This window comes from Knoellia subterranea KCTC 19937 (assembly GCF_000768685.1).
Taxonomy (GTDB): domain Bacteria; phylum Actinomycetota; class Actinomycetes; order Actinomycetales; family Dermatophilaceae; genus Knoellia; species Knoellia subterranea.
Genome location: NZ_AVPK01000001.1, coordinates 261579 through 279438 on the forward strand (window position 1 = coordinate 261579; position 17860 = coordinate 279438).

General features: G+C 69.3%; 16 protein-coding genes and 2 tRNA genes. 8 read left to right on the plus strand and 10 right to left on the minus strand.

Going from position 1 to position 17860, the window contains the following annotated elements:
• Positions 1-66: 66 nt before the first annotated feature.
• Entirely contained in the window at positions 67-1341 is a 1275-nt protein-coding gene (clpX, locus tag N803_RS01250; RefSeq protein ID WP_035901909.1) for an ATP-dependent Clp protease ATP-binding subunit ClpX, read from the minus strand.
• 300 nt (positions 1342-1641) lie between these two features.
• On the opposite strand from clpX, the gene N803_RS01255 reads away from it, so the two are divergent.
• A complete protein-coding gene (locus N803_RS01255) occupies positions 1642-3015 on the plus strand; it encodes a hypothetical protein (RefSeq protein WP_035901911.1) in 1374 nt (457 codons plus the stop codon).
• An 83-nt stretch (positions 3016-3098) separates the two neighbouring features.
• Here the strand turns inward: N803_RS01255 and N803_RS01260 are convergent, their stop codons facing one another.
• The 3 genes from N803_RS01260 to N803_RS01270 form a co-directional block, all read right to left on the minus strand.
• Complete coding sequence (locus N803_RS01260) at positions 3099-3764, minus strand: ATP-dependent Clp protease proteolytic subunit (RefSeq protein ID WP_035901915.1); 666 nt, start codon at positions 3762-3764, stop codon at positions 3099-3101.
• Positions 3765-3789: 25 nt separating this feature from the next.
• A complete protein-coding gene (locus tag N803_RS01265; RefSeq protein ID WP_035901920.1) occupies positions 3790-4413 on the minus strand; it encodes an ATP-dependent Clp protease proteolytic subunit in 624 nt (207 codons plus the stop codon).
• A gap of 120 nt (positions 4414-4533) precedes the next feature.
• Positions 4534-5871 (minus strand): MFS transporter, encoded by a 1338-nt coding sequence (locus N803_RS01270; protein WP_035901921.1) that lies wholly within the window; start codon positions 5869-5871, stop codon positions 4534-4536.
• Between the two features lie 122 nt (positions 5872-5993).
• Between N803_RS01270 and N803_RS01275 the strand changes: the two genes are divergently transcribed.
• Complete coding sequence (locus tag N803_RS01275) at positions 5994-7064, plus strand: LacI family DNA-binding transcriptional regulator (RefSeq protein ID WP_035901924.1); 1071 nt, start codon at positions 5994-5996, stop codon at positions 7062-7064.
• An 84-nt stretch (positions 7065-7148) separates the two neighbouring features.
• On the opposite strand, the gene tig is transcribed toward N803_RS01275, so the two are convergent.
• On the minus strand, positions 7149-8540 hold the full coding sequence (gene tig / locus N803_RS01280) for a trigger factor (RefSeq protein ID WP_035901926.1): 1392 nt from the start codon (positions 8538-8540) through the stop codon (positions 7149-7151).
• 297 nt (positions 8541-8837) lie between these two features.
• Between tig and N803_RS01285 the strand changes: the two genes are divergently transcribed.
• Complete coding sequence (locus N803_RS01285; protein ID WP_035901927.1) at positions 8838-9788, plus strand: zinc metalloprotease; 951 nt, start codon at positions 8838-8840, stop codon at positions 9786-9788.
• A 76-nt stretch (positions 9789-9864) separates the two neighbouring features.
• On the opposite strand, the gene N803_RS01290 is transcribed toward N803_RS01285, so the two are convergent.
• A tRNA-Gly gene (locus tag N803_RS01290) sits at positions 9865-9935 on the minus strand.
• A gap of 126 nt (positions 9936-10061) precedes the next feature.
• On the opposite strand from N803_RS01290, the gene N803_RS01295 reads away from it, so the two are divergent.
• Positions 10062-10135, plus strand: a tRNA-Pro gene (locus tag N803_RS01295).
• A 195-nt stretch (positions 10136-10330) separates the two neighbouring features.
• Here the strand turns inward: N803_RS01295 and trmB are convergent.
• Entirely contained in the window at positions 10331-11017 is a 687-nt protein-coding gene (gene trmB, locus N803_RS01300; RefSeq protein ID WP_035901929.1) for a tRNA (guanosine(46)-N7)-methyltransferase TrmB, read from the minus strand.
• A gap of 230 nt (positions 11018-11247) precedes the next feature.
• On the opposite strand from trmB, the gene N803_RS01305 reads away from it, so the two are divergent.
• Genes N803_RS01305 through N803_RS01320 form a run of 4 tightly spaced genes read left to right on the plus strand, consistent with a single transcriptional unit; the run spans position 11248 to position 15361 of the window.
• Entirely contained in the window at positions 11248-13956 is a 2709-nt protein-coding gene (locus N803_RS01305) for an ATP-binding protein (RefSeq protein ID WP_035901932.1), read from the plus strand.
• Positions 13953-14369, plus strand: a complete 417-nt coding sequence (locus N803_RS01310; RefSeq protein WP_035901935.1) for a roadblock/LC7 domain-containing protein — start codon at positions 13953-13955, stop codon at positions 14367-14369. The genes N803_RS01305 and N803_RS01310 overlap by 4 nt, the downstream gene beginning before the upstream one ends.
• Positions 14370-14385: 16 nt before the next feature.
• Positions 14386-14769: a DUF742 domain-containing protein gene (locus N803_RS01315; protein ID WP_052111586.1), complete on the plus strand. Its 384-nt coding sequence runs from the start codon at positions 14386-14388 to the stop codon at positions 14767-14769.
• Positions 14750-15361, plus strand: coding sequence for a GTP-binding protein (locus tag N803_RS01320; RefSeq protein WP_035901936.1), 612 nt, complete (start codon positions 14750-14752; stop codon positions 15359-15361). Before N803_RS01315 ends, N803_RS01320 begins: the two co-directional genes overlap by 20 nt.
• 96 nt (positions 15362-15457) lie before the next feature.
• Here N803_RS01320 and N803_RS01325 read toward each other — a convergent pair whose 3' ends face one another.
• The 3 genes from N803_RS01325 to N803_RS01335 all read right to left on the minus strand — a co-directional run bounded on the left by N803_RS01325 (position 15458) and on the right by N803_RS01335 (position 17795).
• Positions 15458-16570, minus strand: a complete 1113-nt coding sequence (locus tag N803_RS01325; RefSeq protein WP_035902609.1) for a PP2C family protein-serine/threonine phosphatase — start codon at positions 16568-16570, stop codon at positions 15458-15460.
• Positions 16571-16650: 80 nt separating this feature from the next.
• Positions 16651-17118, minus strand: a complete 468-nt coding sequence (locus N803_RS01330) for a ribose-5-phosphate isomerase (RefSeq protein ID WP_035901939.1) — start codon at positions 17116-17118, stop codon at positions 16651-16653.
• Between the two features lie 65 nt (positions 17119-17183).
• Entirely contained in the window at positions 17184-17795 is a 612-nt protein-coding gene (locus N803_RS01335) for a mycothiol-dependent nitroreductase Rv2466c family protein (protein ID WP_084763950.1), read from the minus strand.
• Between the last annotated feature and the right edge of the window lie 65 nt (positions 17796-17860).

Here is a 17860-nt window from a genome sequence, read left to right on the forward strand (position 1 = left end):
TGTGAACCGCCCGGAGTTCGATCGACCAGGCGCGTGCCCGGTCGATCTCGGCCCGCTCCTCGTGGTTCAGGCCGTGCGCTTCCGACGCTTGGGCCCGGCGTCGCGACGGACGATTGTCGGCAGCACGTTCTTGCGGACGACCTCGTCGGTGACGACGACCTTGGTGATCTCGTCGTCGCTGGGCACGTCGAACATGACCGGGAGGAGGACTTCCTCCATGATCGCGCGCAGTCCACGAGCTCCGGTGCCGCGTGACTGCGCCTGCTCCGCCACGGCCTCGATGGCCTCGTCGGTGAACTCGAGCTCGACCCCGTCGATGCGGAACATCTTCTGGTACTGCTTCACGAGCGCGTTGCGCGGCTGCGTGAGGATCTCGGTCAGGGCGCTGATGTCGAGCGGCGCGACCGTCGTGATGACGGGGAGGCGGCCGATGAACTCGGGGATCAGGCCGAACTTCATCAGGTCCTCGGGCATGACCTCGTGGATCGACTCGGCGAGGTCCTTGGGGGTGTGCAGCTCGGAGCCGAACCCCAGGCCCTTCTTGCCGTTGCGCGACTCGATGAGCTTCTCGAGGCCGGCGAAGGCGCCACCCACGATGAAGAGCACATTGGTCGTGTCGATCTGGATGAACTCCTGGTGCGGGTGCTTGCGCCCACCCTGGGGCGGGACGCTCGCGGTCGTGCCCTCGAGGATCTTGAGCAGCGCCTGCTGCACGCCCTCGCCGGAGACGTCGCGGGTGATCGACGGGTTCTCGCTCTTGCGCGCGATCTTGTCGACCTCGTCGATGTAGATGATGCCCGTCTCGGCCTTCTTGACGTCGTAGTCCGCGGCCTGGATGAGCTTGAGGAGGATGTTCTCGACGTCCTCGCCGACGTAGCCGGCCTCCGTCAGGGCCGTGGCATCGGCGATGGCGAAGGGGACGTTGAGCATCTTGGCCAGCGTCTGCGCGAGATAGGTCTTGCCGCAGCCGGTCGGGCCGATGAGGAGGATGTTGGACTTCGCGATGTCGACGTGGTCGGCGTCCTTCTTGCCGGCGCCCTCACCCGCCTGAATGCGCTTGTAGTGGTTGTAGACCGCGACGGCCAGCGCACGCTTCGCGACGTCCTGACCGATGATGTATTGCTGCAGGAAGTCGAAGATCTCGCGCGGCTTGGGGAGCTCGTCCAGACCGCCGAGGTCGGAGGACTCGGCGAGCTCCTCCTCGATGATCTCGTTGCACAGCTCGATGCACTCGTCGCAGATGTAGACCGCGGGTCCCGCGATGAGCTTCTTGACCTGCTTCTGGGACTTGCCACAGAACGAGCACTTCAGCAGATCGCTGGTCTCTCCCACTCGTGCCACGTGTTCAGGTCCCTTCGTGCAGACGGCTGGTGCGTCGCCCCTCGGTCCCGATGCCCGGGCCGGATGCAACACGTCCGACGCTACCTGCCAGCACCGTCGACGCAACCCATTGAACGCCCTCGACACCGGGCGAGTTGCCTTTGTCCGCTGAGGGCAGAACGCGCCGGGCGACCCTCCTTCCGAGCACGGACCGAGGACCGGCTCATCACAATTTCGCGCATCCCTTCCCGGTGTCGGCGTTCTGCTCTACAGTCCGATCGCCGGCATTGGAGCCGGCACCATCCGAGGGGAGATCCACCCATGTCCACCAGGACTCGCTTTGTCGCGGCCACCGCCGCGGCCACCATGATCAGCGCCGCACTCGCCACCACCGGTGCGAGCGCTGCCACCACCGGCACTGCCGCATCGGCCCCCACGGCCACCGCCGGCGCGACCGCCTTCGAGGGCGAACAGGGCACCTACCAGTCGGTGAACCCGAACCGCATCCTCGACACCCGCACCGGCAACGGCGCACCCAAGGCCCTCGTGGGCGCCGGCAGGGAGATCTCCCTGCTCGTCGCCGGCCGCGGTGGCGTGCCCGGCGGCGTGTCCGCCGTCGTGCTCAACCTGACAGCCGTCGGCCCGAGCACCAACACGTTCCTCACGGCCTACCCGTCGGGGACCACTCGCCCGTCCACCTCGAGCCTCAACGTGCGGGCCTACACGAACCGAGCGAACCTCGTGACCGTCCCTGTCGGCACGGACGGTCGGGTCCGCATCTACAACAGCACCGGCACGACGAACGTGCTCGCTGACGTCTTGGGCTTCTACAACGCCAACACGACGTCCAACACGGGTCAGGCCGGCAGCCAGTACTACACGGTCACACCGGAGCGGTGGTATGACTCACGCGCCGACGCGGGCGCCATCCCCTCCGGCGACGGAGTGCGACTGTGGGGTGACTACGCCGAGTTCAACTCGATGATCACGGCCTTCGCGGCCAACATCACCGTGCTCCAGGGCAGCATCTCCGGCTATGTCGCTGCAGGCCCCACCGACGCACCCGGCGCTTCTACCGTGAACTACAGCCGCGGCCAGGTCGTCGCGAACATGAGCGTCGTCCCGGTGACCCTCGAAGACGGGTTGCCGACGTTCTACGTGATGAACAAGGGGCCGGGTTCGGTCCAGATCATCGTCGACGTCGTGGGCGTCTACACCGTCGGAGAGGAAGAGGGACTGCGCTTCCGCCCCCTCGCACCGACCCGAATCATGGACACCCGCAGCGGTGTCGGTGGCCCGGTCAAGCCCCTCGGAGCCGGTGAGGCCCGCCAGCAGCTCGCTCCGGCCAGCGTCGCGGGCGACCTCACCTACGCGCTCGTGGCGAATGCAACGGCTGCCGGACCGACGTCGGCGACCTACGTCACCGCCTACAGCAACGACATCGTCAAGCCGGCGGTCAGCAACCTCAACGCCGCCAAGGGTGAGACCGCGGCCAACGCCGCCTTCATCGAGGTCGGCATGGGCAACCTCTTCCGGGTCCACAACGCGGCCGGGAGCACGCCCATGATCATGGACGTGACCGGCACGTTCGAGTACCACACGACGGCTCCGGCCGGCGTGTCCGCCACGGAGCGCGGGGCGCGGGAGCGCGGCACCCAGCGGAGCGCTCCCGACCACGGTGCGGCGCGCCTCTGACGCGAAGGTCCGAACAGATACAGGTATGCCGTCCGCTCGGTGAGCGGACGGCATACCTGTATCTGTCGGCCGAAGCCCGGAGGTCAGCTCTCGAGAGCCGCCTTGCGGGAACCGAGGACCTCGTCGATCAGGCCGTACTCCTTGGCGTCGGCCGCCGAGAGGATCTTGTCGCGCTCGATGTCCTTGCGGACGAGCTCGACGTCGCGGCCGGAGTGCTGAGCGATCGTCTCCTCGAGCCACTCGCGCATGCGCAGCACTTCGTTGGCGTGGATCTCGAGGTCCGAGGCCATGCCGCCCGTGCCCTCGATCGCCGGCTGGTGGATGAGCACTCGCGAGTTCGGCAGGGCATAGCGCTTGCCCGGGGCACCGGCGCCGAGGAGCACCGCTGCGGCCGAGGCAGCCTGACCGATGACGAACGTCTGCACGTCGGGGCGGATGTACTGCATCGTGTCGTAGATCGCGGTCATCGCCGTGAACGAGCCACCGGGGCTGTTGATGTACATGAGGATGTCGCGGTCCGGGTCCTGCGACTCGAGCACGATGAGCTGGGCGATGACGTCGTCGGCGGACGCGTCGTCGACCTGCACGCCGAGGAAGATGATGCGGTCCTCGAAGAGCTTCGTGTAGGGGTCGGTCCGCTTCATGCCGTAGGAGGTGCGCTCCTCGAACTGCGGAAGGATGTAGCGGCTCGTGGGGGTGGTCATGGTCGCGGGCACGTGCAGGCCGCGCTGGGGGTAGTTCGCGTTCATGTCTCTCGTTCTCCTGGTCGCCGGGTCAGTCGGTGACCGGGTTGTCGGACGTCTTGCCGGCCTGGTCCGCACGCGAGAAGACGTGGTCGACGAAGCCGTACTCCTTCGCCTCCGCCGCCGTGAACCAGCGGTCGCGGTCGGAGTCGGCCTCGATCTGCTCCGGCGTCTGCCCCGTGTGCTGGGCGATGAGCTCGGCCATCTGCTTCTTGATGTGGAGGAGCTGCTCGGCCTGGATCTTGATGTCGGAGGCCGTGCCACCGATGCCCCCGGACGGCTGGTGCATCATGACTCGCGCGTGCGGGGTGGCGTAGCGCTTGCCCGGCGTGCCGGCCGACAGCAGGAACTGCCCCATCGAGGCGGCCATGCCCATCGCCACGGTGGCGACGTCGTTGGGGACCCACTGCATCGTGTCGAAGATCGCCATGCCGGCGGTGACCGAACCACCCGGGCTGTTGATGTAGAGCCAGATGTCCTTCTCGGAGTCCTCGGCCGCCAGGAGGAGCATCTGCGCGCAGATCGCGTTGGCGTTGTCGTCGCGGACCTCGGAGCCGAGGAAGATGATCCGCTCCTTGAGGAGTCGGTTGTAGATGCTGTCGTCGAGGCCGAGCTTGTCGCCCGGACCGGCTGCGACGATCTCGTTGCTGCTCACGTTGGTGCTCCTGCCGTCATGGGTTCTGACCTTTCGCTGACCCTAACGCGCAGGTGTGCCGCCGCACTCCCGACCCCGGCCCATGTTCGCCGTGAGCACAAAAGCGCGCGGGTATGCCGGTCAGCTCGCCGGGCGTGCCGGCTCGGCTTCTGCCGTGGTCGCCACGCGAGCGGGCTCGCGCACGGACTCGAGGATGAGCTGGACGAGCAGCGCCATGGTGCCGACGGCGAGGAGGCTGCGGAGCACTCCGACGTGGTCGCCGAGGAAGCCCAGCGCGGGCGGTCCGGCAATGAAGGCGAGGTAGCCGATCGTCGCGACGACGGACATGCGGGCGGGGGCACGCTGCTCGTCGTCGGCACTCGCGCTCATGCCGACGGGGAAGCCGAGGGAGACACCGACGCCCCACACGGCCGCGCCGACGAAGGCCATCCACGAGGCGCCGAAGATGACGAGGAGTGAGCCGATGACGGCGACGACCAAGGTGACTCGAAGCACTGGGACGCGTCCGTAGGTGTCGAGCCAGCGGGTGCCGAGGAGGCGCCCGATCGTCATGAAGGTGAGGAAGGTGGCGAAGGCCAGCACGCCCGCCCAGGCCGGCAGCTCGTGGCCCTCGACGAAGGCGACGGCGAGCCAGTCATTCGCCGTGCCCTCGGTGAAGGCGGCCACGAGGACGACGAGGCCGATGAGGAGGGTGCGCGGCTCGAGCCAGGCGGAGCGCTGCTTCGCGGTGCCGGGCAGAGCGGTCTCGGCATCCCCGGGTACTCGACCCGAGTTCGGGCCGCTCGACCCCGGCTGCGAAATCGGGTCGAGCGCCCCATTGTCGGGTGACCCGATAATGGGGCGGTCAACGGCGGCGTCGGCGGCCTCGATGGACCGCGGCAGGAACTGGCGCATGGCCCAGAAACCCGCTCCGGTGACGAGCAGAGCCGCGCCGACGAGGTGCGGCAGGAGCGGCACCTCGGCCCACGACATCCCCGAGCCGATGAGGGCGGACACGACGGTTCCGCCGCTGAAGGCTGCGTGGAAGTGCGGCATGACCGTCTGGCCCAGGAGCCGCTCGACGGAGGCGCCCTCGAGGTTCATCGCGACGTCCCAGACCCCGATGCCCGAGCCGATGAGGAAGAGGCCGATGCCGACGACGAGTCGGGACTCGGCGACGTCGACCCCGTAGCCGACGACGGTGAAGCCGAGGATCCCGGCGACCATGCCGACGCGGATGGCGTTGACGACGCCGACGCGCTCGGCGATGCGCCCCGTCGAGGGCATGGCGAGCATCGAGCCGGCGGACATCGCGAAGAGCGTCGCACCGAGCTGACCTGCCGTGAGGTCGAGCGTCGTCTTCGCGTCGGCGATGCGCGAGGCCCAGCTCGCGAAGGCCACGCCGGCGAGGGCGAAGACGACGAAGACTGCGGTGCGCGCGGCGACGACGCGCTCGCGGGGCAGTGCGGGGGTGCTCATGTGCGGGATCTCCTGGGGCTCCCCCGTCTCTAGTGCACCGACAGTGCTGCGATTACGACTCTGACGGTGCGGTAGCGGCGGGTGGGAGGTACGAATCGAATCGATTCGATAGTCTGGTCCTCATGACCCCTTCCCGTCAAACGTCGAAGGTCACGCTCAAGGACGTGGCCGCGCGCGCGGGCGTCTCGATCAGCACGGCGTCACTCGTCTTCAGCGGCCGTGGCCCCGTCGCCGACGCGACCGCCGAGCGGGTGCGGCAGGCGGCGACGGACCTGGACTACGCCGGCCCCGACCCCACCGCGAGCGCGCTGCGTCAGGGCCGGTCGGGAGCCGTGGCCGTGGTCGTCGAGGAGCGCCTGCTCCACGCCTTCCGCGACCCCTTCGCCCTCGCCGTCCTCGACGGACTCGCCCAGGAGCTGGACGCCCTGGGGTTGAGCATGCTGCTCGTCGCCGACCACGGCGACGGCGAGAGCAACCCGCTCGCCGCCCACGCCGTCGACGCCGCCGTCTTCCCACTCTGCGGACGTGCCGACAGCAGCCTCGTCGATCACCTCGTCGCCCGCACCATCCCCATCGTCGGGGCCGGGGCGCCGGCGCACGGGTCCGTCGTGCACGTCATGGTCGAGGAGCGGGCGGCCCAGGCTGACGCGGCTCAGCACCTCGTCGACCTCGGGCACGAGCGACTCGCGCACGTCACGATGCCGCTGGCTCCGACCCCTCCCCCAGGTCCGCCGCGCACAGTGAGTCGCGGCGAGATCGCCGATGCGGCCTACGCCGACGCCCGTGAGCGCGCCCTCGGGTTCCTCGACGTCGCCCCCACGGGCACGATCGTGGAGGCCAGCCGGGCCGACGTCGCCGAGGGTGAGGCCGCCGGCCGGCTCCTGCTCGACGTCCCCGCAGCCGAGCGCCCGACCGGCATCGTCGCGCAGTCCGACCTGCTCGCGGCCGGAGTCATCCGGGCCGCAGAGTCCCTGGGACTGCGCGTCCCCGACGACATCTCGGTGACCGGGTTCGACGCGGTCGACCTGCCGTGGCTCGACCACACGCTGACCACGATCGAGCAACCCGGCGAGGCCAAGGGCCGACTCCTCGGCAATCTCACCCGACGCCTCCTGGCCGGCGAGAACCCCTCTGACACACCGTTCCCCGTCACGCTGCGACTCGGCGACACCACAGCACCAGCCCCCCACTGACCGCCGACGACCAAGCCGAGAAACACGTATGCCGTGTGCTCACGCTGAGGTGAGCACACGGCATACGACGTGGTTCTTGAGGCGTCAGGCCTTCGTGGGCTCCTCGGCCGCGTCAGCAGCCTCGTCAGCAGCCTCGGCGTCGGTCTCGACCTCGTCGGCCAGGGCCTCGAGGTCGGCCTCGTCCTCGAGCTCCGGGTCGACGACGTCGGCCTGGGGCACGAGTTCGTTGAGGTCGATCGTGGTTCCGGCGGTGTCGGTGACGACAGCCTTCTCGAGGACGGCCGCGAGCGCCTTGCGACGAGCAACCTCCTGGACCATCGAGGGCACCTGACCCTGCTGGTCGATGGCCTGCGCGAACTGGTTCGGGTCCATGCCGTACTGCTGGGCGCTCATGATGAGGTACTCGATGAGCTCGGGCTGCTCGACCTCGATCTCGAGCTTCTCGGCGAGGGCGTCGAGGAGGAACTGACCCTTGAGCGCCTTGCGTGTGCTCTCACCGACCTCGGCGCGGTGCTCGTCGTCCTCGAGACGACCCTCTCCCTCGAGGTGGCTGTGGACCTCGGCCTCGACGATGCCGTCGGGGACGGCGACCTCGGTCACCTCGAGGAGGTGCTCGAGCACCTTGTCGCGGGCCTGGACGCCCTGCTCGAACTTCTTGGCCTGCTCGGCCTGCTTCGCGACGTCCTCGCGGAGCTCGTCCAGCGTGTCGAACTGCGAGGCGAGCTGGGCGAAGTCGTCGTCGAGCTCGGGGAGCTCGCGGACCTTGACCGACTGGACGGTGACGGTGCACTCGGCAACCTCACCCTCACGGTCGCCACCGGCCAGCGGGGAGGAGAAGCTGCGGCTGTCGCCGGCGGTCGCGCCGAGCACGGCCTCGTCGAGCCCGTCGAGCATGTTGCCCGAGCCGACCTCGTAGGTGACGCCCTCGACGCTGTCGATCTCGTCGCCGTCGATCTCGGCCTTGAGGTCGATGGACAGCACGTCGCCGTCCTCGACCGCACGCTCGACAGCGGTCAGGGTGCCGAAGCGCTGGCGGAGCGACGTGAGGCGCTCCTCGATGTCCTCGTCGGAGGCCTTGACCTCGTCGACCTCAACGGCGATGCCGTCGAGCTCGGGCAGCTCGATCTCGGGACGCACGTCGGTCTCGACGGTGAACTCGAAGTCCTGGCCGTCCTCGAGCGGCACGGCTGTCACGTCGACCTCCGGCTGGCCGATCGCCTTGATGCCCTCGGCGTCGACGGCCTGCGAGAAGAAGCGCGGGAGGGCCTCGTTGACGGCCTCCTGCACGACGGCACCACGGCCGACGCGCTGGTCGATGATGCGAGCGGGAACCTTGCCCTTGCGGAAACCGGGGATCTGGATCTGGGATCCGATCGTCTGGTACGCCGCGTCGAGGTCGGGCTTCAGCTCGTCGAACGGGACCTCGACGATGAGCTTCACCCGGGTCGGGCTGAGGGTCTCGACGGCACTCTTCACTTCAGGCACTCCACACGTGTTGGGATCACTGGATGTTTGCGAGGGGTCTCGCGGATGAGATCAGGATCGGTTGCCGGTCGCCGGCGGAAGGCCAGCGAACAGCGGCGCGTGAGCACACGGCATACCGAAAGAAATCACACTCGCGCCCATGCTAACGGCACCGGGCACGTCCGCCGAATCGCCGCTGTGGGCACCGGCCACCGATCCCCTTCACGATTCGCCACACAACGGCCCACGGCGGGAGTAGCGTCCCGGCAGCGGTCCGAGCGGGCCGCTTCCCCTTAGGAGTCCGCACACATGTCACGACGTCTCATCCGTCCCGCGCTCGGCGTCATCGCGCTCGCAGCGTCCAGTTTCGCAGCGTCCGCTCCCGCCACCGTGGGCGCGTCCGCCGCTCCCTCCCCCGCCGTCGCCGAGTGCGACCCGACGACCGGCGCCACGTCGGCCGCCCGCATCCGCGACGACCACAAACACACCTCCAAGGAGCCCGCGCTCTACAACAAGAGCGAGGCCAACGCCTACGGCGTCCTGCCCAACCGCCCGTTGATGGCCGCGGGTTCGGTGACGATCCCGACCATCTTCCACGTCCTCTCCAAGGAGCCGCTCGACGCGGCCGCCACGACGCGGATGAACACGATGATCGCCGACCAGGTCGACGTCCTCAACGACTCGTTCTCCGGCATCACGGCGCCCGACGCCGCGGACACCCCGTTCCGCTTCGACCTGACGAAGACGACGTGGAATGTCAATCCCGTCTGGAACACGGTCACCCCGGGCAAGGCCGAGCGCGACATGAAGAAGGCGCTCCACGAGGGCGACTCGCGCACGCTCAACGTCTATGTCGCGGACATCGGCGGCGGGCTCCTCGGCTGGGCCTACTTCCCCAAGGGCGTCGACAACAACGGTCGCAACTACATCGACGGCGTCGTCATGCTCGACGAGTCGATGCCGGGCGGCACCGCCGGCAAGTACTCCCTCGGTGACACCCTGACCCACGAGGTCGGCCACTGGCTCATGCTCGACCACACCTTCAACAAGGGCTGCTCGGCGGCCGGTGACTACGTCGCCGACACCCCGCGCGAGGCCCAGCCGCAGTTCGACTGCCCCGAGGGTGCGGACACCTGCACGGCTCCGGGTCTGGACCCGATCCACAACTTCATGGACTACACGCAGGACTCGTGCATGAACATGTTCACGCCGGGTCAGGCCAAGCGCATGAGTGACGCCTGGCAGGAGTTCCGCGACTGACGCGGTTCCCACCAGGAGGGAAAGCAAAAGGTATGCCGCCCGCGCGCGTTGCGTGGGCGGCATACCTTGCGTTCGGAGCGGGTGACGAGAATCGAACTCGCGTAATCAGTTTGGAAGACTGAGGCTCTACCATTGAGCTACACCCGCACGCTCGTCGTGGATGGCGTGGACCGTCCGGCTCGGAGCAGGGGTTAGCCTAGTGGCCGCCTCCGCGGGATCCGAAATCGGGCCTGTCACACGACGTGTCGAGCCCGATCCTCGCGCGGGGACAACCGGGGTATGGCGCAGCTTGGTAGCGCGTCCGCTTTGGGAGCGGAAGGTCGCCAGTTCGAATCTGGCTACCCCGACACAACGCATGGGCCCTGGCGTCGCGCGAAGCGCTTCGCCAGGGCCCATGCGTGAGCGGGGAAGCCTGATGACGGGAGTCGGGCGGCGGGGGTGAGGAACGAACCCGCGCCGCCCGCGGCTCTGGCTACCCCAGCCGGATGACGGGAGTCGGGCGGCGAGGCTGATGAACGAACGCGCTGGTTCCGCGGCTCTGGCTACCCCGAACGGGTCAGCGCGAACTCGGCGATGGTGCGGCCGGCAGCGAGCCCCTTGGCCTCGAAGCCGTCCCGCGGCCGCCACTCGGGCCGCTCCCCCTCGACGACGGTCCAGCCACTGTGGTGGGCGACCTGCTCACGGACGTGATCGGCATACACGGCGTGGTCGGTGGCGAAGCGGAGGACACCGTCCGGCGCGAGTCGATCGGCGAGCAGGGACAGGGTGTGCTGCTGGACGAAGCGGCGCTTGGCGTGCTTGGCCTTCGGCCACGGGTCGGGGAAGAACAGGTGAACTGCCGCCAGGGTGCCCGACGGAACCCGATCGGCGAGAAGGGGAAGCGCGTCGCCGCGCTCGACCCACAGGTTCGTGAGCTCGAGCGGCTCGGCGGCGGCGAGCATCCTGGCGACGCCGGGGACGTGGACCTCGACCGCGATGAGGTCGTGCTCCGGGTGCGCCGCTGCAAAGGCAACGGCTGCCGCACCGTGGCCGGAGCCGATCTCGAGCACCACCGCGGCGGTTCGCCCGAACCACTTCTTGGCGTCGAGCGGCCCCTCCGACGGGATCGCGTGCTTCGGCAGCAGTCGCTCCATGCGTTCGGCGGTCAGTGGGGACGTGCGCCAGCGCGGAGTGAAGGTGCGGACACCCTGCCGCGGGGTGTGGTCGAGGGCCGAACGAGACGAGGACACTGCTCGAGGTTATCCGCACGGACGTTGCGGCGATCACACCACCAACGTCACCCAGATCTCTCATTTGGTCTTGAGGGGGTGCGTGTTGCTGCTAACGTCCCCGGATGGGTGTGGTATCCACCAGATTCGCCATGCCCTTGCGAGCTCGCACCCCACGAAGTGTCGAGACCGTGTCGTAGTGGCCGTCCGCACCGGGACGCGGGGCCCGTCATCCTCAGGAGGGGAACCCCGTGACCGAGCCGGAGACGACTCAGGAGACTCGGCCCCACGACATCCCGTGGTACGCCATCGAGGAGTGGTCTCTCCGCCGCAAGCTCGCGCTCACGCTCGCGATCCCGATGCTCCTGGCGACCGTGCTCGGTGGGCTTCGCGTCACCAACGCCGCCGAGAACGCCTCCACCTACGGCCGTTACGAATCGCGCGCGACCGTCATTCAGCCCGGCGTCCGCATGATCGACGCCGCGTCGGTCGCGGCGGTGGCCAGTCGCCAGAACGACGCCGACGCGCTGGGGACCGCGCGCAGTGGTCTGTCCGACTCGATCACCGCCCTCCAGGCCGCCATGAAGGATGCCGACCTCACGGGCGACGAGCGTCGACTCCTCGGCGAGGCCATCACCGCCGCCGAGGGAATCAGCACGGCGGACGCCGGTGGCGCGAGCGACGCCGCACAGGTCCTGGACCCGCTCCGCACGATCTCGGGGCGTCTGACCACGGTTCTGACCGGTCTGGCCAGTGACGCGTCGGACACCCGCCTGGCAGCCATCAGCGACCTCATCGGTGGCCAGGTCGCCGTGACCGCCCAGCGCGTGCTCACGACGAACGCCGGTGCAAACGTCGACGCCTACGCCGTCGTCCAGGCGATCGGTGAGGAGCGCCGGGCGATCGAGGGCCTGCGAGCCACTCTCGGGCAGGACAACTCGTACGTCGCGGCGCTCGACCAGTCCAACGAGCTGCGCATGCAGAGCTCAACGGGAATCACCGAGGGTCAGGAGCTCCTGGCCATCCGCGACGCGACCAGCACCTATACCAACCTGTCCCGCACCGTGACCAACGACGCCGTCCAGTCCTTGGGTGAGCAGGCCTCTGACGCCAGGGGGTCCGCGATCCGCGACGCGATCGTCATGCTCCTGCTCCTCGCAGCGGCCGTCGCGCTCGGTCTGGCTGTGGCCCGCCTCCTCCTCGAGCCGATCAAGGCCGTGCGTCTCGGTGCGCTCGAGGTCGCCAACGAGCACCTTCCGACCGCGCTGCGCAAGATCCGGGCCGGCGAGGAGCCCGACCCCGTCGAACCACTCCCCGTGCACACCGGCGAAGAGGTCGGCCAGCTCGCTCGGGCCGTCGACGTCCTGCACGGCGAAGCCATCCACCTCGCGACCCAGCAGGCCCGCCTGCGCGAGCAGGTCAGCGCCATGTTCGAGACCCTGTCCCGACGCAGCACGTCCCTCATCAACCAGCAGCTCGGCCTCATCGAGAACCTCGAGCGCGACGAGGACGACCCACGGCGCCTCGAGAGCCTCTTCCGGCTCGACCACCTGGCCGCACGAATCCGACGCAACGGCGAGAGCCTCCTCGTCCTGTCGGGATCCGCACCCCGCGGCGGTGCGGGTCAGGACCTCCCCCTCGCTGATGTCCTGCGGGCCTCGATCTCGGAGGTTCAGGACTACCAGCGAGTGCGGCTCTCCGTCACAGACCTCGTCGTCCGAGCCGGGGCAGCGCCCAACCTCATCCACCTCTTCGCCGAGCTCATCGACAACGCGTTGTCCTACTCCCCGCCGGACAGCCTCGTCACCGTGGCCAGCGTCCGGGGCGTCGACGGGGGCACCCTCGTCGAGGTCATCGACGACGGCCTCGGCATGACGCCGAAGGCGATCGAGGAGGCCAACAAGGCGCTGATCACTGGTGGCGAGGTCACGACCGAGACGGCCCGCCGAATGGGCCTCTACGTCGTCGGTCAGCTGGCCATCCGTCACGACGTCACGGTGCGCATCCGGTCGAACCCCGACAGCGCCGGCACGATCGTCGCCGTCTCCCTGCCCGCCGCCATCCTGGCCGCGGGTCGAGACACCGAACTCAAAACGGACCCGGCCGCACCCGTCGCCGACGAGCCGGCTGACGAGGCGACCTACGCGCCGGTCGCCTCCTTCGAAGAGGCGCAGCGCCAGCGCAACCTCTCGGCCGTGCCGAGTCCGGCTCCCGCGGAACCCGGTGGCCTGACCGGCGTGGCGTCCAGTGCGACGCCCACGACGCTGCCACACGTCCCGGTTGCTCCCCCGGAGGCTCCCGCCGTGACTCCCCCTGCGGCCCAGGCCGGTTCCGGCCTTCCCCGCCGCCAGCCGGGAGCCTCGAACCAACCCGCCAGTGCTGCGGCACCGACCACGCCCGTGGCTCCCCCGCCGGCTGCGGCCACTCCTCCGCGCCCGGCCTGGGCCACGTCTCGACCGACCGAGCCGGTCGCCGAGCCATTCGTCGAGTCGTCCCCCGCGTCGACCGCCGCATCGGTGGAGGCACCCGCCCCCGTCGAGGAGGCACGCCCGTCGTTCGACATCGCCGACCTCGAGCCGGCACCGGTCGAGGAGACGCCGATCTTCGGTCAGATGCAGACGAGCTGGCTGAGCGAGAACGACAACAACACGGACCTGCCGTGGGCCACGCGCGAGATCGACGAGGGCTGGAAGGCCGCCGAGCGCGCCGAAGCAGCCGAGCCGGCCGGCCGGTCCAGCTCGGGCCTGCCCATGCGACGCCCCGGTTCGACACTCGTCCCCGGCCAGGCCGGCACCTCCGGCGGCGCCGCTGCCCGACGCGACCCCGAAGCAATCCGCGCCCACCTCAACCGTCACCTCGCCGGCGTCCGGCGTGGGCGAATGGGCACTGCCGACACCACTGAAGCCAGGACGCCGGTCCATGGCTCGACCCTGCTCGACGAGGAGATGGACCGATCATGAGTGACACCACGCCCGGGGCGGCACGACGCAACCTCGACTGGGTCGTGTCGAAGTTCGTCGACGATGTCGTCGGCGCGACCCACGCGATCCTCGTGTCGGCCGACGGGCTCCTCGTCGCCGGCAGCGCCCGCCTTCCGGGCGACCGCGCCGAGCAGATGGCCGCGGTCTCGTCGGGCCTGGCGAGCCTCGCGACCGGCGCCGCCCAGCTCTTCGACGGCGGGGCGGTGCTCCAGACCGTCATCGAGATGGAGCAGGGCTACCTGCTCCTCATGAGCGTCGGCGACGGCTCGAACCTCGCCGTTCTCACCTCCGGCACCGCGGACATCGGGCAGATCGGCTACGAGATGGCCCTGCTCGTCCAGCGGGTCGGCCCGATGATCCAGGCCGAGGCCCGGGGCACCCGGACCTACTGACGACAAGGGATCCCTGATGGCTCCGCAGCATCGCGACGACGAGGACCATGTGCCCACCGCGGGCATCGTGCGTCCCTATGCCCTGACGTTGGGCCGCACCCGCTCCTCGGTCAACCTCCCCGTTGAGGTGATGATCCAGCAGCTCCCCCTGGCTCGTCGGGCACAGTGGGCCGGACACGACCAGAACGCCCGCATCATCGAGGCCTGCGAGGAACGCACCTCGGTGGCCGAGATCGCCGCGGCGGTCGGGTTGCCCCTCGGTGTCGTCCGGGTCCTCCTCGGTGACCTCATCGAGCAGGGCTACCTCGAGGTGGCCGCCGTGGTCCTCTCCGACTCCTCGACCCTGACCGAACGCAAGGACCTCATCGAAAGGACCCTCCGTGGACTTCGGGCAATCTAGCCAGCCCGCAGGCGCCGCGTCGACCAAGATCGTCGTCGCCGGTGGCTTCGGCGTCGGCAAGACGACACTCGTCGGTGCCGTGTCCGAGATCGTCCCGCTGCGCACGGAGGCGCTCGTGACGAACGAGTCGACCGGTGTCGACGACCTCGCGGCGACGCCGATGAAGTCGACGACGACGGTGGCCATGGACTTCGGCCGTATCACGCTCGGCGAGGACCTCGTGCTCTACCTGTTCGGCACCCCGGGCCAGCGTCGCTTCTGGTTCATGTGGGACGACCTGGTGCGCGGGGCCATCGGTGCCGTGGTGCTCGTCGACACGCAGCGCCTCGACGAGGCCTTCGCTGCGGTCGACTACTTCGAGGCCAAGCAACTGCCGTTCATCGTGGCGATCAACGAGTTCGACGGTGCCCAGAGGTTCCCGGTGGACGAGGTGCGCGAAGCCCTGGCCCTGCCGATTCACACCCCCGTCATGGCCATCGACGCCCGCAACCGCGAGTCCGCCAAGGCCGCGCTGGTGCGGGTCACCGAGTACGCCCTGGACCAGATCATCTCCGGCATCGGCGGTCCGCAGACGTCGGTCGCGCACTACTGACCCAGCGATCCGTCCCGGGCGCCGATCGAGGTGGCCCGGGACCGCACCCGCGTCACGCGGGTGCGCGGGTGCGCGGGTGCGTGAGTGAGGTGTGGGTCAGCCGCGCACGATGACGAAGACGGCGCGGTCGTCTGCCTCGCCCGAACGGGCCTGTGAGACAACGGCATCCGCAACCGAGTCGCCTCGGCGGATCATGGCCTCGGACGCCGCACCGAGCATGCGGTCGGTGCCCTCGGTGAGGTCGTGTCCGCGCGACTCGATGATCCCGTCCGAATAGATCATGAGCGCGTCACCCATGCCGAGGGTGCCCTCGGTGCGGGCAAAACTCACGCCCTGCATGATGCCGAGCACGGGTCCACGGCCGCCCTCGAGGATCTCCCACGTTCCGGTGCCGTAGGAGAAGCGGACCGGTGCGGGGTGGCCGGCGTTGCCGACGGTGAAGTCGCCGGTGTCCAGGTTGATGTCGACGTGGACCGCCGTGGCGAAGCCCTCTTCCCAGCCCTGTCGCACGAGGTAACGGTTGGCCTCACAGAGGAAGGCACCGGGGGTCAGGGAGCCGAGGAGGGCACCGAGCGCGCCCGACAACAAGAGGGACCGCGTGCCGGCCTCCTTGCCCTTGCCACTCACGTCCACGAGGGCCACCTCGAGGTGGCGTCCGTTGTGGGTCAGTTCGGCCACCATGAAGTCGCCGGAGAAGCCCTCGCCGTTGGCCGACCGGACGGCGGACTCTGCGGTCCAGCCGTCGGGGAGCCCGGGGAGTCTGGCGGAACGGGCGATCCGGTCGCGCAGCTCGACGAAGAGGTTCTCCCCGTGGAATCCGGTCGACCCGACGCGCACGCGCGAAGAGGCGACGATGACCATCATGGCCATGAGCGCGAACATCGCCGAGACCATGAGGGTCTCGGCCATCGCCGTGCCCGACAGCCTCGGGATCGTGGCTGCGACCCCGATGCCGATGAGGATGTAGAGCCCCACGAGGTGTCGGTGCGGGAGATAGAGCCCGCTCAACAGGACCAGCGGCGCCAGGGTCACGACCGGGACGCGCGTCGGCCAGCCCATGATCAGCAGGACGAACGCGAGGGCGATGAGCGCAAGGACGACGAAGACGACCCGGTCGCGCCGCGGACCGGCCGCAGGCACGGTTCCCCCCAGCCGTCGCGTGAGGGAGGCGGGGGCCTTCCGCGCGAGGACGCTGACGTCCGTAGCCACCAGCACATCTCCTGTCGTGGGCTGCGCGGTCACACTAACCCACGGGTAGCCACCGGGGGAAGGCCCAGATGGGCCCTCCGTCAGGGCAGGTCAGGCAGTGTTTTGTCCGCCTCGTAGGCGCTCACCATGTCGATCCGGCGCTGGTGGCGCTCCTCCCCCGAGAAGGGGGTGCCGAGGAAGGTCCGCACCATGGCGCGGGCTTCCTCGACCGTGTTCATGCGCCCGCCGATGGAGAGGACCCGGGCGTCGTTGTGCTCGCGGGCGAGCTGGGCGAGCTCCTCGTTGTAGCAGAGCGCGGCGCGCACGCCGGCGACCTTGTTGGCGGCCATCTGCTCACCGTTGCCCGAGCCCCCGAGCACGACGCCGAGCGACTCGGGGTCGGCCGCCACGGCCTCGGCCGCACGCAGGACGAAGACCGGGTAGTCGTCGAGCGGGTCGAGGTCGAACGGCCCGTGGTTGGTCACCTCGTGCCCCTCGGCCTCGAGGAAGGAGATGAGATCGAGCTGGAGGTCGTATGCCGCGTGGTCGCCGCCGATGTGGACGCGCATGTCTCGTCGTGCTCCTGGTGTCGAACGTCAGTGGTGGGTTGAGTTGGCGGGGTCGTTGCCTGTGGTCAGTCGAACTGCGGACCAGCCGTGCGGGTGCGCTTGATCTCGTAGAAGCCGGGCACACCCGCGACGAGACGGCTGCCGTCCCAGAGGTCGAGGGCGGCCTGACCCTTGGGGGCCGGCGTGACGACGGGGCCGAAGAACGCCGCCCCGTCGATGTCGATGGTGGGCGTGCCGACGTCCTCTCCGACCTTGTCGATGACGGCCCGGGTCAGGGCACGCAACTCGTCCTGGACGGCGTCGGACCGGATCTCCTCGACGGTCACGGGTGCAACACCCGCCTCCTCGAATGCCTCCGTGATGATCTGCTCGACGTCCTGCCGACCGCCCGGGTGCAGCCGGTTGCCGATGGCGTCGTAGAGCGGCTTGACGACGGCGTCGCCGTCACGCAGCCGGGCTGCGACGACGGCGCCGCTGAGGTCCTGCTTCGCCGTGAGCATGTCGCGGTACTCGTCCGGGATGTCGCGCGACTCGTTGAGGTAGAAGAGGCTCATCGGCTCCCAGGTGATGTCGAGCTCGCGGTGCGGGGCGACCTCGTCACCGAGCCAACGAGAGGTCATCCAGGCCCAGGGGCACGTGGGGTCGAAGTGGAACGTCACCGGGGTTGCGCTCGTCATGAGCGACATCCTGCCACCCGGGCGCTGACCTGCCCCCGGGGCGTCCTTCCGGGCCCGGGACGCGT

Coding starts and splice junctions, on each gene's coding strand:
- N803_RS01260 (WP_035901915.1), bottom strand. CDS start 3,764: ATGAACGCGAACTACCCCCAGCGCGGCCTGCACGTGCCCGCGACCATG.
- N803_RS01330 (WP_035901939.1), bottom strand. CDS start 17,118: ATGCGCGTCCACATCGGCGGCGACCACGCGGCATACGACCTCCAGCTC.
- N803_RS01315 (WP_052111586.1), top strand. CDS start 14,386: ATGGCTCCGCAGCATCGCGACGACGAGGACCATGTGCCCACCGCGGGC.
- N803_RS01270 (WP_035901921.1), bottom strand. CDS start 5,871: ATGAGCACCCCCGCACTGCCCCGCGAGCGCGTCGTCGCCGCGCGCACC.
- N803_RS01275 (WP_035901924.1), top strand. CDS start 5,994: ATGACCCCTTCCCGTCAAACGTCGAAGGTCACGCTCAAGGACGTGGCC.
- N803_RS01335 (WP_084763950.1), bottom strand. CDS start 17,795: ATGACGAGCGCAACCCCGGTGACGTTCCACTTCGACCCCACGTGCCCC.
- N803_RS01285 (WP_035901927.1), top strand. CDS start 8,838: ATGTCACGACGTCTCATCCGTCCCGCGCTCGGCGTCATCGCGCTCGCA.
- N803_RS01310 (WP_035901935.1), top strand. CDS start 13,953: ATGAGTGACACCACGCCCGGGGCGGCACGACGCAACCTCGACTGGGTC.
- N803_RS01255 (WP_035901911.1), top strand. CDS start 1,642: ATGTCCACCAGGACTCGCTTTGTCGCGGCCACCGCCGCGGCCACCATG.